Raw genomic sequence first — 13765 nt, 5'->3', positions numbered from 1 at the left:
GTGAGTATTTCTTCTATCGTCTCTCATTTGGTTTTGATTTTATTTTTGATAAGTAATAAAGTGTGGAGCAGTTTGATTCTTTAAATATCGTTTGTGCAGTTTTCTTAATATGTTGTTTTGTAACCGATAAATATTTTTTTATTTCATCATTAAAAAGATTTGCATCACCGAGTAATTCGCAATAAGCTAAATTCATTGCCTTATCAAGAATATTCATTTCGGAAAACACCAGATTTGCCTCAATTTTATTTTTCACTTTCTGAAGTTCTTTTTCTTTTACAAATTCTGTTGAAATTTTATCCAGCTCTTCTTTTATTAAATTTTCGGCATATTCCATTTTCACTCCACCAACAAGCTTTCCCGAAATAATAAAAAGCCCTTCGTCAATATCACCGGAGAGATAAGCATTTATTTCGCTGAATAATTTTTTTTCTTTAACAAGAGTTTTATATAAACGCGATGAATTACCTGACGATAAAATGTCAGACAACAAATCCGTTGTATAATATTCCTTAGCATAACGCGAACAGCAATGATATGCTTTATATATGGCATCAAACGGCACATCACGTTTTACTGTCAATTTTCTGGGTGAAGTTTGTTTCGGTTCTTTCGGTAATTTCCTGTTATTTATTTTTCCTTTCGGAATTGAGCCAAACCATTTTTCCGACAGTTTTTTTATTTCATTTGTTTCAACATCTCCTGCAACAATCATGATTGCATTATTCGGGCAATAATATTTTTCAAAAAATGCTTTCACATCTTCCATCTTTGCATTTTTTATATGCGATAAATCTTTCCCGATAGTGCACCATTGATACGGATGAACCTTATATGCCAGAGGTTTCAGTAAAAGCCACACATCACCGTAAGGTTGATTCAGATAACTCTGCTTGAATTCCTGCATCACCACATTTCGCTGAACGTCCAGACTTTTCTTTGAAAAGGCAAGTTTCAGCATTCTGTCCGATTCGAGCCAAAAAGCAGTTTCAATGTTTTGCTTTGGTAATGTCAGATAATAATTTGTAATATCATTATTTGTAAATGCATTATTTTCGCCGCCCGATTTCTGCAACGGTTCATCGTAGCTCGGAATATTCACCGAGCCGCCAAACATAAGATGTTCAAAAAGGTGAGCAAAGCCGGTACGTTTCGGATTTTCATCTCTTGCTCCAACGTTGTATAAAATATTAACTGCAACTATAGGTGTTGTTTTATCTTTATGAACAATAATTTTTAATCCGTTTTTTAAAATAAATCTGTCAAATTTAATCATATCGAATACCTAATAAATTAGTGAATTGCAAAGATATGGAAAAAGCTTTAATTTGCGTGATAAATTGTTGAATTTATCAATGAGACTCTGTGCCGAGTTTTGCAGAACTTTAAACTGAAAATGGAAAACTTCAAGCTTTTTTAATAAGCTCTTGCAAATACAACTCTTTGTGTTGATGATTTTCCCGAGTAGATACATTTACCCGCTTCACTTTCATTATCAATAGGAATGCAACGGATTGTGGCTTTGGTTTCTTCTTTTATTTTTTCTTCCGTTTCGGAAGTACCGTCCCAGTGAGCTAAAATAAAACCTCCCTTTTCGTCCAGAACTTCTTTAAAATCTTTGTAAGTATCAATTTTGCAGGTATTGTTTTCCCTGAAAGATAAAGCTTTCTGATACATATTTTGCTGAATGTTATCAAGCAGGTGTGTGATTTTATTTTCAAGGTCGGTTTGCTGGTAAACCGATTTTTCAAGTGTATCTCTTCTAACGACTTCAACAGTCCCGTTGGTAACGTCTCTCGGACCGACAGCAAGCCGCACGGGAATGCCTCTGAATTCGGCTTCAGCAAACTTGAACCCGGGTTTTTGAGTATCCCTGTTATCAAATTTCACGGCAATACCTTTACTTTCAAGTGATTTTTTTATTTGAGCAACTTTTTCGGAAACCAAAGTAAATTCTTCATCGGTTTTATAAATAGGAATGATAATTACTTGAATTGGTGCAAGCTTAGGAGGTATTATCAATCCTTTATCATCGGAATGAGCCATAACAAGAGCACCCATTAATCTTGTGGAAACGCCCCATGATGTTGCCCACACGTGTTCCTGCTTATTGTCTTTGCTTAGAAATTTTACATCAAATGCCTTTGCGAAATTCTGCCCAAGAAAGTGTGACGTACCTGCCTGAAGTGCTTTACCATCCTGCATAAGTGCTTCAATGCAATATGTTTCAAGTGCACCCGCAAAACGTTCTCCGGGAGTTTTATATCCTTTCAGAACAGGCATTGCAAGCCAGTTTTCGGCAAAATCAGCGTAGATATCAAGCATTTTCAATGCTTCTTCTGTTGCTTCCTTCTCGGTTGCGTGTGCAGTATGACCTTCCTGCCAGAGAAATTCGGCGGTTCTCAGAAATAAACGGGTTCTCATTTCCCACCTTACAACATTTGCCCATTGGTTCACAAGAATCGGAAGGTCGCGATACGACTGTATCCATCCCTTGTATGTATTCCATATAATTGTTTCGGAAGTAGGACGTATTATAAGTTCTTCCTCCAGCTTAGCATCTTCATCAACAATAATATCTTTGCCGTCAGGCGATTTTTTTAAGCGGTAATGAGTAACAACAGCACATTCCTTGGCAAAGCCATCAACATGGGCTGCTTCTTTATTGAAAAATGATTTTGGTATTAATAAAGGGAAATAGGCATTGGAATGACCGCTGTCCTTAAACATTTTATCTAATGCTGCCTGCATTTTTTCCCATATAGAAAAACCATAAGGTTTGATAACCATGCAACCCCGAACTGCCGAATTTTCGGCTAAATCAGCTTTTATTACCAAATCATTGTACCATTGTGAGAAATTTTCTTCTCTTGTTGGAAAATCTTTTGCCATTTTTTTATTTGTGGTATAAAATTTGTATTTATTGTTCTTGAATAAAAAACAAAAATACAAAAATTGAACAAACAAATAAATTAATTAAACTATGGAGGATAGAATTATGAAAATAATAGAAAATATTGTCCCGATAGTTATTGTTCTCGTCATAGGTGCTTGCAGTACAACTCAAAATACTTCAACTTATGACGATGCGTATTACAATCCCAAAACCGACAGAGTTACCAAAGCTCCTGAATATTCACAGCCAAGCTCAAACACTTCGACCGAAAATAACGATGCCGGATACAATTCGAATTCAAATAAGGAAGGAATTACGAATCAGCAGGACAACACAACTTCGTCAGGAAACAACGATTATAACAATTCCGGTCAATCTACTACTGAAAGTTATAGCGACGCAAATGGCAATACTTACGTTACAAATAATTATTACAATTCCGACGATTATTATGATTATTCATATTCTGCAAGAATGCGAAGATTTTATGGACCCAGCGCCGGATATTCATACTATGACGATTATTATACAAATATGTATTGGTATTCATATAATCCTATGGATTTGGGTGTAAGCATATATTTCGGCTATCATTGGCTTTCACCTTCATTTTATTTCGGATACGAGCCATGGTGGCACCAAAGTTACTGGTACGCATGCGACCCGTGGTATTCGCCTTATTATACTTATAATCCATGGCATTATCATCATAACGGGTTGTATTCAGATTATTACTATAATAGTTATGATGGAAATTCCCGTCATTATGGACCAATGAAAGGTCGTACTAATACCGGTTCCGACAGTCGTCCTGTAAGAAGTTTTGCACAGAAATATGAGGATTCCCGTACTGGAACAGTTGCATCTAAAGGAAACAATGTTTATAATATAAAAGATGAAAACAAAATAAGAACCGTGAATGCAGGGACAATTGATGCTAATAATGTTAAAGGCACCGGAAATACTTCTGTCCATGGAAATGCAACTCCTACACCTGCTCAGGGTAATGTTGTAAATAACAATAGTGGAGTTAATCCGGTTGCAGGAAAAGTAAAAGTGAACAAAAATGTTGTAACTGGCAATTCACAAGTTTCTCATGGCAATGTAAATCCACCTTCTCCGCAAAAAGTAAATAGCGGAAATGCAGCACCTGTAAATACCAATAAAAGAAAACCGCAACCTGCTATAAATTCCGAAAGAAACGGACAAAGAGGAGTTCCTGTTAACAGAGCAAATAACAATGTTGCAACTCCTAATCAAAGTTATAATAATACTAATGTAAAACCCAATCAGAGTGAAGTAAAGCCAAGAAAATACACAAATCCTGATTATAATCAACCGAGGTCAAATGATAATTTCAATACAAAACCAAATTATCAATATAGTGAGCCGAAAAGAAGTGAAGCGCCTGTTAACAATCGTAGTACTGACAACAATTCATATAATAACAGCGACAGCAGACCAATGAGAAGCAGCGGAGGCGGAGATTATAACAGCGGCGGAAGCAGACCAAGCAGCTCAGGTGGACAAAGCAGTGGTGGTAGTAGCAGAAGAGGAAGATAATAACTGATTTTATATAAAAGTAAAATTAAGAAAAATGAAAAAATCAGCAATCATATTATTAATGTGTTTAATTTTTAACTTTGTTAACGCTCAGGATGAAACTCATGCTTTCAGGTTTTCACAAACTACAATAGGAGGAACCGCGAAATTTGTAGCACTTGGAGGCGCATGCAGTGCAACTGGTGCAGATTTTTCTGCGATAAGCGTTAATCCTGCCGGTATTGCCGTTAATAAAAAATCGGAAATTACTTTCACTCCTTCCCTTTATGTGAAAACTGCCGACGCTACTTACCTTAATAATCAGAGACATGACGCTGATTTTAATTTTAATATTAACAATTTCGGCTTTGTTACCACTGTTAAAACAGAAAACAGCAAAAGCGGATGGGTGAATTTTAATTTCGGCATAGGATATAAAAAGCTTAATAAATATAACAGCAACATTACAATTGAAGGAGTCAACACTAAAAGTTCCCTGCTTGACCAATATCTCGATGAAGCCAATGGCACACATTACTTGAATCTGGATGAATATGGAGCGCTATTGCCATTTAACACATATTTATTGAATTTTGCTAATGGATATCCTGATTCGAGTCACTATGTTAGTGTTATAGAGCATTATGGTGAAGCTCAAAGGAAAACCATAGCTACTAAGGGTTCAAGCGGAGAAACCGTGTTCAGTTTTGGTGCAAATTATAAAGATAAATTTTATATAGGAATGGCAATAAATATTCCAAATATAAGATATACATATAATTCGAACTATTCGGAAAATGACCATAAGGATACTATTCCCGATTTTAAATCTTTTAATCTTAAGGAATACTACAGCACATCAGGCAGCGGTTTTAACTGCAAATTCGGAATTATTTACAAACCTGCAAACTTTCTTCGTCTTGGTGCTGCCATTCATTCTCCTACTATTTATTCTATGGGCATTGATTATAATAAAGAAATGAGTTCTTCTTTTGACTCGGCAAATGCAATTCACCCAAGTGGTAATATGTTTTCTGATAAAGCACCTGATGGAAGCTTTAACTACAAAATCATAACACCAATGCGAGCTATAGGAAGTGTAGGATTTGTATTTGGAAAAAAAGGACTCATAAATATAGAATATGAATATGTGGATTATTCAAAGGCAATCCTCCGCAGCGATGATTACGATTTTAATGAAGAAAATAAAGCAATAAATAAAAAATATACTTCACCGAACATTATAAGAGCTGGTGGTGAACTTAATTTTTCCCCGTATGTAATAAGAGCCGGATATGCGTTTTACGGAAATCCTTACAAAGGAGATTACAACAAAGTTTATACTTATATATACTCTATAGGATTTGGATACAGAGTGGAAAACTTCTTTTTGGATTTTGCTTATTCTTTATCAAATTACAACGAAAAATATTATATGTATAATACAACAAGAATTGAAACAGAACCAGCAAAAATAGAATATAATAATAGTAATTTCTTAATAACAATAGGCATTAGGTACTGATTTATTATGTGAAAATTATGCGTTAATAGTTTATTTATTGGTTAACTTTCAAACATTAATATCAATAACAACACATTAATAAATCATAGTGCAGGGAAGGAAAGAGCTATCGAAAGGTAGCTCTTTCTTATTTTTAGTTTATAGTTTTCAGTTAATTCAATCTTAAACTTTTTTGTTGGAAAGCCTTGCTTTTGATGCCAAAGCATAAAGTTTCATTTGCTTAATCATTATTATCAATCCGTTTGCTCTTGTCGGGGAAAGATGATTTTCCAAGCCCATTTCTTTTAAAAAATCCATATTTGCATTTATAATATCATCGGGAGTTTGATTAGAAAAAACCCTTATCAATAAGCTTATAATGCCCTTTGTTATTTCTGTATTACTGTCGGCAAAATAAATCATTTTGTCGTTTTCAACTTTTGCTGTAAGCCATACTTTTGACTGGCATCCGTCAATAATATTTTTCTCACTTTTCATTGTAGCATCAATTGGAGGGAGGGCTCTTCCAAGTTCTATCAAATGAAAATATTTGTTATTGTCATTCTCGATATCGCTCCAATCAGCATATTTGCTGAATTCTTCGATTATTTCTTCTTGTATTTCTTTTATTGTTTTAGTCATTAAATAGTTTAAGGTTTATAGTTTATAGTATAAAGTTTAAAGTTTGTGTTCTGACAACAAACAACTGACAACTAAATCAAGAAAACATCACTTTAACTCTGTGAATTGCTTTTGCCAGCATGTCAATTTCTTCTTTAGTATTATAAAAAGCAAATGATGCTCTAACGGTGCCGGGAATTTTGTACCAATCCATCAACGGTTGTGCACAATGGTGTCCTGTTCGCACAGCAATACCGAATTTATCAATTATTTCTCCCGCATCATCGGGTTTTATATTACCTACTAAAAATGAAATCACACTTGTTTTATTTTTTGAAGTGCCAAAGATTTTAAGTCCTTCAATTTCCAATAATTTTTTTGTGGCATAATCGAGGATTTCTTTCTCGTACCTGAAAATATTTTCAATTCCGATTTTGTTTATGTATTCAATCGCGGACTTTAATCCTATCGCATCTGCTATATTTTGCGTTCCTGCCTCAAATTTCAAAGGAATTTTATTGTAAGTGGTTTTTTCAAAAGTAACTTTGTCAATCATATCACCGCCGCCTTGATATGGAGGCAACTCGTCAAGTAATTTTTCTTTCCCGTATAAAACTCCTATTCCTGTTGGTCCGTACATTTTATGTCCCGAAAAACAAAAGAAATCACAATCCAATTCCTGCACGTCAATTTTTGTATGTGCAGCACTCTGTGCCCCGTCAATCAGAACAGGAATATTAAAATTGTGAGCTTTCTCTATAATTTTTTTTATTGGATTGATTGTGCCTAAAACATTTGATATATGAGTTATTGCAATAATTTTTGTTTTTTTATTCAGGAGTTTTTCAAATTCCCCGAAAATAATTTCTCCACTTTCATTAATAGGTATTACTTTGAGTTTTGCTTCTTTTTCTTCGCAAGCCATTTGCCACGGAACTATATTGGAATGATGCTCCATTGTGGAAATTATAACTTCATCATTTTTATTTATAAATCTTTTTGCAAATGTATTCGCTATTAAATTTATACTTTCCGTTGTACCTCTTGTAAATATTATTTCGTTTTTGCTTTTTGCATTTATGAATTTCTGTATTATTTCACGCGTCTCTTCATACTGATTGGTAGCAAGTATGCTTAAATGATGAACGCCTCTGTGAATATTGCTGTTGATGGTTTTATAATATTCGGAAATGCTTTCTATTACCGAAAGTGACTTTTGCGTTGTTGCAGCATTATCAAAATAAATAAGAGGTTTGTTATATATTATTTGTTTTAATATCGGAAAGTCAGCGCGAATTTTTTTTATGTCAAATTCCATCGGACAATATTTTTTAGTTTTATTGGAAGCAAACAAAATTAATTAATTTATTTGAAATTGAATAAAAACATTACTGTGTATAATGCATAATGTTAAAAATCAAATTGTAAAATTTCGAGGTTTAGGTTAAGGGCACTTCAAAAATTTAATTTCAGTCATTCGAGACGCACTTAATAATTAATTTTCTGCCTTTTTGTCATTATTATAATTGATAAGAACTTATTCTTTTAAATAATTGTACTTTTTGTTAAACCCTTACCAATTCATATATGCCTCACTTTATTTTTAACTACAAACTACAAACTACAAACTACAAACTAATTTTTGGCATATTCATTGACAATCTTTTTTCATAATAAATTAAAATGAAAATTTAAAACTCAAACAAAATGGGAAAAATAATCGGAATAGATTTAGGAACAACAAACTCATGCGTTGCTGTTATGGAAGGCAGCGAACCTGTTGTAATACCAAATAGCGAAGGCAGAAGAACCACTCCTTCAATAGTTGCTTTTATTGATAAGGGTGAAAGAAAAATCGGCGACCCTGCAAAACGTCAGGCAATTACTAACTCTAAAAGAACTGTATATTCTATAAAAAGATTTATGGGAGAAACTTTTGACAGAGTTACCAAAGAAATTAAGCGCATGCCATATGAAGTTGTTCGCGGTGATGGTAACCTTCCAAGAGTTAAAATCGATGACAGACAATATACTCCACAGGAAATTTCGGCAATGATACTTCAGAAAATGAAAAAAACCGCTGAAGATTATCTTGGACAGGAAGTTACTGAAGCTGTTATTACAGTTCCTGCATACTTTAACGATTCGCAACGTCAGGCAACTAAAGAAGCAGGTGAAATTGCAGGACTGGTAGTGAAAAGAATTATCAATGAACCAACTGCTGCTGCTCTTGCTTATGGCTTGGATAAAAATCATAAAGATATAAAAATTGCAGTGTTCGACCTTGGCGGCGGAACATTTGATATTTCAATACTTGAGCTCGGTGATGGTGTTTTTGAAGTTAAATCAACAAACGGCGATACTCATCTCGGCGGCGATGATTACGACCATGTACTTATTGACTGGCTTGCCGATGAATTTAAAAAAGACGAAGGTGTTGATTTACACAAGGACCCGATGGCTCTTCAACGCCTGAAAGAAGCTGCTGAGAAAGCTAAAATCGAACTTTCAAGTTCTACCGAAACAGAAATTAATCTTCCGTATATAATGCCCGTTGATGGTGTTCCAAAGCATCTCGTGAAAAAGCTAACACGTGCAAAATTCGAACAACTTACCGACCATTTGACTCAAGCAACAATAGAGCCGTGCAAAAAAGCTCTTGAAGCTGCAGGTTTAATCGCCAGTCAGATTGATGAAGTTATTCTTGTGGGCGGTTCTACACGAACTCCTGCGGTTCAGGAAGTGGTGGAAAAATTATTCGGCAAAAAACCCTCGAAAGGTGTAAACCCCGATGAAGTTGTCGCAGTGGGAGCAGCAATTCAGGGCGGCGTTCTGACAGGCGAAGTAAAAGATGTTTTACTGCTTGATGTTACTCCTCTTTCACTCGGAATTGAAACTCTCGGCGGCGTATTTACTAAATTAATTGAAGCAAACACAACCATACCTACAAAAAAATCAGAAGTATTTTCCACTGCTGCCGATAGTCAGACATCAGTTGAAATTCATGTTTTGCAGGGAGAACGCCCTATGGCAAATGGCAACAGGACAATCGGAAGATTTCATCTTGATGGTATCCCGCCTGCACCACGCGGAATTCCACAAGTTGAAGTTACTTTCGACATTGACGCAAATGGAATATTAAATGTTTCGGCAAAAGATAAAGCAACCGGCAAATCACAAAATATAAGAATCGAAGCATCTTCTGGCTTGAGTGATGATGACATAAAGAAAATGAAAGCCGAAGCAGAAGCAAATGCCGAAGCCGACAGAAAAGCAAAAGAAGAAATTGACAAAATCAATAGTGCGGATGCAATGATTTTCCAAACCGAAAAACAAATTAAAGAATTCGGCGATAAAATTCCTGCCGATAAAAAGGCACCTCTCGAAGCTGCTTTAACAGAACTCAAAGAAGCACATAAAAACAAAAACATTGCTGCAATTGATGCTGCTATGGTAAATATAAATACTGCATGGCAGGCAGCTTCCGAAGAAATGTATAAAGCCGCCCAGCAACAACAACCAGCCGGCGGTGCCGAACAACAACAGCAACAACAAGCACAAGGAGAAGAAAAAAAAGATGGTGACAGCACAGTTACCGACGTGGACTTTGAGGAAGTGAAAGATAAATAAAGTTTGAAGTTTGTTGTTTAAGTTAGGATGCTGTTTTGTTATTTATCCAACTTCATAAACTCAAAATCGCTTTTAAATACTGAGTCAAGCGGAATAGAATCGGGTTGCATGAGTTCTGATTTTGCACGACCTTTAAGCTGAACATCAGGAATTAAATTATCGGCTTCTGCCTGTGAGATTTTTTCTTTTCTTAAAAGTATTTGTGCAATTATTTTATAATACTCTGCAAGCCACTTGCGCAAGTGTTTGTCTTTATCGAAATTATATTTGAATAATTTAGGACGGGGTATAATGCTTGCCAGATAAATATCTTCGGCAAGAGTTAGCTTTGAAACATCTTTGTTGAAATAATAATGAGCCGCTTCGTTTGCCCCATAAACCATAGGTCCCCATTCAATAATATTAAAATAAATTTCGAGCATTCTGTTTTTTGAAATAAGATTATTATTTTCAATTAGCCATACAATAAGCATTTCCTCGAGTTTGCGTGAAATAGTTTTTTTATGCGTGAGAAAAAGATTTTTAACAAGCTGCATCGAAATTGTACTTCCGCCTCTTGCAAAACGCTCTTCCTTTATGTTTGCAGCAATTGATTTTTTAATTGATTCAATAACAAAACCTTTGTGCCAGAAAAAGCCACCGTCTTCATTTGTCAATACTACTTCTTTTAACAATTCGGGTATCTGCTCAAGTGTTCTGAAATCTGGGTTTGCGGAACTTACTTCAAAAATTCTTACCGGCTCATCTTTGTCATAAGCAGTGTATGTAAAAGGTTCATTTACGTATCTGAAATCAACTTTTCCGAATTGTATTATTTTGAAATCTTTCTTTTTTAATTCTGATTGGAATTTCACCGAATCGGGTAATGCAGTATCAACAAAGAATTTCAGATGATATGATAATGTTCCTTTAACTTTTATTCCATCGAGTTTTGAAAATAATTCGGGAGGCAGCGAACTAAAAAAATCCTGTGCATTAAGATTATTTTTATTTAAAATTACAGTTATTTGTTTTGACGGGTTCGGTTTATATTTTATGTAAGGATTAAAATTTATTTTATTGAAAACAACTGAGCTTGTACTATCAAGTTCGTAATAATCTTTACCGACATTTAAAAAATAATTGATTGAAAATTTTGTAAGATAAACATTTTCGGATGCAATACGCGGATGTTTAATTATTAATCCATTTGCTGAAAATGTTCCATTTAAATTTAAAATATTATTCGAAATTCCGTTATTTGAAAAACTAAATTGAATGGTATCGAATAATACCTTCAGATTATATTTATTTTCAACAAAAGGCAACTTGACTTTATGTAGAAATGAACTTGAATATAGTTTTAAAAAACATAGTTTTTTGTGGCTGTTCAGTTTGCCTTCAACAAGCCATTCATAATTTTCGCCGACATCTTTTATTTTTATTATTGTTTTAAAAATATTATCAAATATATTGAGATTATCAATGTAAAAAGTAAGCTGTTTTTTATTGATAACAGTATTTACAGTAAAATCATAAATTTTTACTTTATCGGGAATAAAACCGAAAATGGCATTCAGGAAATTTTCGATTTTTTTAGAATAACTATAATTATCAGCTACGGAAGATTCTTTTTTTACTTTAGCATTTTTATTAACTAAAAAGGAATAATTGCTGGAGTTGGTGTCGGCGACAATGTTTACATGAGATTTATAAAGTTCAATATCGCTGAAAATTAACTTACCCGAAAGTATTTTCCATAAGTTTATTTTTGCAACAGCAGAATCTATTTTTATTAAAGTATCATTATTTAAAGCTTTCAGGAAAATCGTATTAAGCATGATAGTATTTATTCCTGTGAACTTTGCTTTTCCAATATTCAGTTCGGCATTGTATTTTGTTTTAATCTGATTTATTTTTTTGTTTATGTATAAATTCAGAAAAAAATTGCGGGAGATAAATGAAAAAAATAATATTAATATAAAAACAGCTACCGGTAAGTAAACTCTGTATAATATCTTTTTTGAATAAGGTTTGAACATGCTGATTTATCTAACTTATTAATAAACTTTTAATCAATCACAGCATCGAGCTATAAGCCATGAGCTACGAGAAAAACAAGAATTAACAACAAACATTTTTTTACACATAATTTGTTCTTCCTCTCAGTCCGAAATATTTTTTCAGTGGTTTTGAAAGTGGCTTAAGTTTTCCGAGTATCATAAGTTCGTATTTGTAATGTATTTTTGCATACGAAGGAAAGTCGGTATGTTGTCGTATTGGTGTGTTCATAATTTTTTCAAATTCCGCATCTGTCAAGTCGAACTTTTTAATAATGTATTTTTTATCTTCAGCAATTTTATCTTCAACAAAAGGAGGATTTTTCATTTCGGCAAGTGCTTTTTCTTTTGTCGTTTGTCCCGAACATATCAGCGTTGACAAATGTGCCTTTCGTTTATCAATATTGAATTTTTTAGGTAAAATATATGACTGATAAAATTTTGTAAACAACGATTCATTATGTTTTCCGCCATAATCGCGCCATCCAAGTTCATTTACAACAATTGCTTTAGCTTCGTCTTTATTATAATTTGCAAAATTCAGGATCGGGAAAGTTCTTATTCCATATAGATTGACATAAGCGGCTTTTCTGAAGTATCCCATTTGCGGAAAAGTTGAAATTTTTTCTTTTCCGTAGCGGTTATGAATGGATTCTATATTAAGCAAATCACTTTTCCAGTGCACCCAGTTCATCGGCATGATTCCTTCGGTAGCGAAATTGTGTCCGGTAATTATATAGTCAATTTTGTGTTTGGCAGCCATGAGATATAATGAAGCCACTATCGCATAATCGGTAACAAGCTCAATGTCCACTACCGATGCTTTCAGAAATGAAAGCTGTATGTCTTTAAATTCTTCCCAGTTAATAACCCAAGTATGTAAATCGAATCCTAATTTGCTAACAACATATTCTATATTGCTCATAGCAAGTTCGGAGTTCCATCCATTGTCGAGATGAACCAGCAAAGGTCTTAATCCGTATTGTTTTGCCAGATATGCTGTATATGTGCTGTCAACACCTCCACTCACACCAAGTATGGAATCATATTTTTTATTTTTTCCTTTATCTTTTATTTTATTTATTATTTCGAGCATTTGTTTTTTGCCTAAGCTGTCGCGGTGTATGATTTCTTTTGAAAATCTTTCATACATTTTGCAGTAGTTACAGACACCATTTGCATCAAATGAAATATCAGGGTCATCATTGGTGTCCATTATGCAATGGCTGCACATTTGGTATTCGCGTGCTGGCTTAACTGATAATGTTTTCCTGTATGTTTCATAAATTAATTTTCCGACAACTTCGGGATAAAATAAACTTTGAGCATTAATTGCAATTTTCTCTAAATCGTATTTGCCTGCGTTCTCAATAATATGACAAATATTTTTCGAGAAAGCTTCAATATCACGTGGTGCCGACATCAAACCGTTTGTTTCATTAATCAATTCTACAACACCATTAACACTATTGCTCAAAACGGGACGACCACAGCAAAAACTTTCGATTATTATACAGGGAAGATTTTCGGCAT

At 34.1% G+C, this 13765-nt stretch carries 9 protein-coding genes; 3 read left to right on the top strand and 6 right to left on the bottom strand.

Features of this window, described 5'->3' with window-relative positions:
- Positions 1-13: 13 nt before the first annotated feature.
- Entirely contained in the window at positions 14-1276 is a 1263-nt protein-coding gene (locus WC223_12835) for a pitrilysin family protein (protein MFA6925123.1), read from the bottom strand.
- Positions 1277-1416: 140 nt separating this feature from the next.
- Positions 1417-2892, bottom strand: coding sequence for a proline--tRNA ligase (proS, locus tag WC223_12830; protein ID MFA6925122.1), 1476 nt, complete (start codon positions 2890-2892; stop codon positions 1417-1419).
- Between the two features lie 91 nt (positions 2893-2983).
- Here proS and WC223_12825 point away from each other — a divergent pair, with 91 nt between their 5' ends.
- Both WC223_12825 and WC223_12820 read left to right on the top strand, forming a co-directional pair.
- On the top strand, positions 2984-4459 hold the full coding sequence (locus WC223_12825) for a hypothetical protein (GenBank protein MFA6925121.1): 1476 nt from the start codon (positions 2984-2986) through the stop codon (positions 4457-4459).
- A gap of 34 nt (positions 4460-4493) precedes the next feature.
- Complete coding sequence (locus WC223_12820; protein MFA6925120.1) at positions 4494-5963, top strand: hypothetical protein; 1470 nt, start codon at positions 4494-4496, stop codon at positions 5961-5963.
- Between the two features lie 162 nt (positions 5964-6125).
- Here WC223_12820 and WC223_12815 read toward each other — a convergent pair whose 3' ends face one another.
- Together WC223_12815 and WC223_12810 are read right to left on the bottom strand one after the other, a co-directional pair.
- Entirely contained in the window at positions 6126-6584 is a 459-nt protein-coding gene (locus tag WC223_12815; protein ID MFA6925119.1) for a SufE family protein, read from the bottom strand.
- A 76-nt stretch (positions 6585-6660) separates the two neighbouring features.
- Positions 6661-7881: a cysteine desulfurase gene (locus tag WC223_12810; GenBank protein MFA6925118.1), complete on the bottom strand. Its 1221-nt coding sequence runs from the start codon at positions 7879-7881 to the stop codon at positions 6661-6663.
- Positions 7882-8270: 389 nt separating this feature from the next.
- Here WC223_12810 and dnaK point away from each other — a divergent pair, with 389 nt between their 5' ends.
- Complete coding sequence (dnaK, locus tag WC223_12805; protein MFA6925117.1) at positions 8271-10193, top strand: molecular chaperone DnaK; 1923 nt, start codon at positions 8271-8273, stop codon at positions 10191-10193.
- A 38-nt stretch (positions 10194-10231) separates the two neighbouring features.
- Here dnaK and WC223_12800 read toward each other — a convergent pair whose 3' ends face one another.
- Both WC223_12800 and WC223_12795 read right to left on the bottom strand, forming a co-directional pair.
- Positions 10232-12214: a biosynthetic peptidoglycan transglycosylase gene (locus WC223_12800; GenBank protein MFA6925116.1), complete on the bottom strand. Its 1983-nt coding sequence runs from the start codon at positions 12212-12214 to the stop codon at positions 10232-10234.
- Between the two features lie 100 nt (positions 12215-12314).
- A partial coding sequence (locus tag WC223_12795) for an N-acetyl sugar amidotransferase (protein ID MFA6925115.1) occupies positions 12315-13765 on the bottom strand: 1451 nt, incomplete at its 5' end.

Source organism: Bacteroidales bacterium (genome assembly GCA_041671145.1).
Lineage (GTDB): Bacteria > Bacteroidota > Bacteroidia > Bacteroidales > JAHJDW01 > JAQUPB01.
The sequence above is the reverse complement of the archived record's forward strand: the minus strand, read 5'-3'. Positions and strand labels throughout refer to the sequence as shown.

Bases quoted from the DNA above. Each gene is read 5' to 3' on its own strand.
- WC223_12820 (MFA6925120.1), top strand. From the start codon at position 4,494: ATGAAAAAATCAGCAATCATATTATTAATGTGTTTAATTTTTAACTTT.
- WC223_12815 (MFA6925119.1), bottom strand. From the start codon at position 6,584: ATGACTAAAACAATAAAAGAAATACAAGAAGAAATAATCGAAGAATTC.
- WC223_12800 (MFA6925116.1), bottom strand. From the start codon at position 12,214: ATGTTCAAACCTTATTCAAAAAAGATATTATACAGAGTTTACTTACCG.
- WC223_12835 (MFA6925123.1), bottom strand. From the start codon at position 1,276: ATGATTAAATTTGACAGATTTATTTTAAAAAACGGATTAAAAATTATT.
- WC223_12825 (MFA6925121.1), top strand. From the start codon at position 2,984: ATGGAGGATAGAATTATGAAAATAATAGAAAATATTGTCCCGATAGTT.
- WC223_12810 (MFA6925118.1), bottom strand. From the start codon at position 7,881: ATGGAATTTGACATAAAAAAAATTCGCGCTGACTTTCCGATATTAAAA.
- dnaK (MFA6925117.1), top strand. From the start codon at position 8,271: ATGGGAAAAATAATCGGAATAGATTTAGGAACAACAAACTCATGCGTT.
- proS (MFA6925122.1), bottom strand. From the start codon at position 2,892: ATGGCAAAAGATTTTCCAACAAGAGAAGAAAATTTCTCACAATGGTAC.